Below are 2,168 nucleotides of genomic sequence, written 5' to 3' on the forward strand. Positions count from 1 at the left end.
GGGGTGGGACAACCGGCCGCGGTCGATCCGGCGGCGATCGATCGACGCCAGCCGGTCGGCATGACGGGAGCCGGGGTCCAGCGCGGGTTTCGCCCGTGTGGGGAGGACGACGACCCGGCACCGACGCCTACGGACAGCGACGCACCGACCGTCGAGCTGTCGGCCTGTCGCGCCGCCGGGCCCCGCCGAATCCCGGAAGGATCCGATGGGGTCCGGCGGCACACGGTTCGCCGGCCGATCAGGGTCGTCGAGGGCTCACACCGCGACCGTGCCGCTCCTGTCGCGCCCTGGGTGCCCTCAGTGCTCGCGCGGCGCGGGCACCACACGTTCCACCTCGGGGTGGACCGTCAGCAACTGCCGCATGGCCGTCTCGGCCGCCCCGCCGTCGCCCGCGGCAAGGGCGTCGACGAGCCGGGCGTGGTGCACGAGGGTCGACTCGCCCGGCCGGTCACAGCCGGTGGCGGGGCCGCCGGAGACCTGGAGCGCCGCCGTGACGATGCCGGAGAGGTGCTCCAGCATGCGGTTGCCGGCGACCTGGATGAGCAGCGAGTGGAACTCGGCGTCCGCGCGGGAGAAGGTCAGCGCGTCGCCCTGGGCCATGGCGTGCCCCATGAGCTCGACCATGTCGCCGAGCCTCTGTTGGACGTCGTCGCGGCCGTGCCCGGCGGCGAGGCGGGCGGCGAGCGGCTCGATCGTCCAGCGCAGCTCGCTGAGCTCGCGCCGCTGGTCGTCGCGCTGGGGGCCGAAGGCCCGCCACTCGATGATGTCCGGGTCGAGCAGGTTCCAGTCGCTGACCGGGCGGACCCGCGTGCCGACGTTCGGGCGGGCGCTGACCAGCCCCTTCGCCTCCAGCACGCGGAGGGTCTCACGGACGACGGTGCGGGAGACCTCGAACCGCTGACCGATCTCCTCGGGGACGAGCGGGCGGTCGGCCCCCAGGTCGCCGGAGACGATCATCTGGCCGAGCTGCTGGACGAGTTGGCCGTGGAGCCCGCGTCCACGGCTTCCGGCGGCGCGACGGCCCACGCGCCCCAGCTCGGGGTCCGTGCCGTCCCAGGAGGGAATGCCGACACGGTCGACGCCGGGGCGCTCGGCGTAGGGGTAGCGGTCGAGTTCGCCCGGTCCTGCGAGGCCGGAATCGGCGGAGCGGGCGGCGGTCATCATGGTGTGCGCAAGGGTACTCACGCATCCTTTGTCGGCTGCGTTCTCAACTCCCTTGAGGTCTTTGGTGAAAAGCACACGAAAGGGTGATCGCTCACCCCTTCGCAATTGACGCCTTATCGGAAAGAAATGGGCGTTCCACGAGGAGTTGTGCACATTGCGGCGACGGAAGAGCACGGAGGGTGAGCACGAAAGGGTGAGGACGATCCTCAGCGGACCCTGCTGCGCACCGTCGTGAACAGATAGGCCCCCAGCAACGCGGTCAGCGACAACAGCAGCGCCCCTCCCTCGGGTTGGACGATCACCTGCGCCGCCGCCTCCACGTAGCGATCACCCCCGAACGGCCACTGCGTCAGCACGAGCTCGCGCAGCCGCATCGGAAATCCGATCGCATGTCGCACAGCCGACCCCTGCAGCGCCTTCTGCACCAGGGGGACGACGAGGAGGGGGACGGCGACCACGGCCGCGAGCCCCGCACTGGTGGAACGGAAGACCCCCGCGGCGAGCACCCCCGCCCAGGCGCACCCCACGACGAAGCCGAGCCAACTCGCACCGAGCGGCAGCCAGGCACCGGGGACCGAGGTGAGTTCCGGTCCGTGGAGCAGGTAGAGCACCTCCAGGTCGCAGCCGACGGTGAGCAGGGCCAGCAGCAGCCCGGTGACGGCCGAGACCAGGAGTTTCGCCGCGAGCAGCCCCAGACGGCGGGGCACGGGGCCGCGGTCCACGGCCAGCGCCGGGTACCGGAACTCGTCTCCGAAGGCGATCGCGCCGAGCAGCCCCGCGCCGACGGCCGCAGGCGGCAGCGGAACCTCCCGCGGCCACGCGGCCAGCAGCCGTGGCTGCGGAGTGTGCCCCATCCCGGCCAGCACCACGGCCATGACCGCGGAGACGACGATCACGACGACCGCAGTCACATAACCGGTCCCGACCCCCGTGGCCCGGCGCAACTCGTACAGCACCGGACGCAGGGGGTTCGGCGCCGGGCGAACGGTGATGGGGGGCGGGAG

The 2,168-nt window shown here is 72.2% G+C and carries 1 protein-coding gene and 1 pseudogene; both read right to left on the reverse strand.

Features of this window, described 5'->3' with window-relative positions; all coding sequences use genetic code 11:
• Positions 1–297 precede the first annotated feature (297 nt).
• Positions 298–1,185: a FadR/GntR family transcriptional regulator gene (locus AOK23_RS41110; protein WP_079049998.1), complete on the reverse strand. Its 888-nt coding sequence runs from the start codon at positions 1,183–1,185 to the stop codon at positions 298–300.
• A gap of 185 nt (positions 1,186–1,370) precedes the next feature.
• Positions 1,371–2,168 (reverse strand): annotated as a pseudogene (locus AOK23_RS41115) (ABC transporter ATP-binding protein); the annotation flags it as partial.

Source organism: Streptomyces torulosus (assembly GCF_001419765.1).
GTDB lineage: Bacteria > Actinomycetota > Actinomycetes > Streptomycetales > Streptomycetaceae > Streptomyces > Streptomyces torulosus.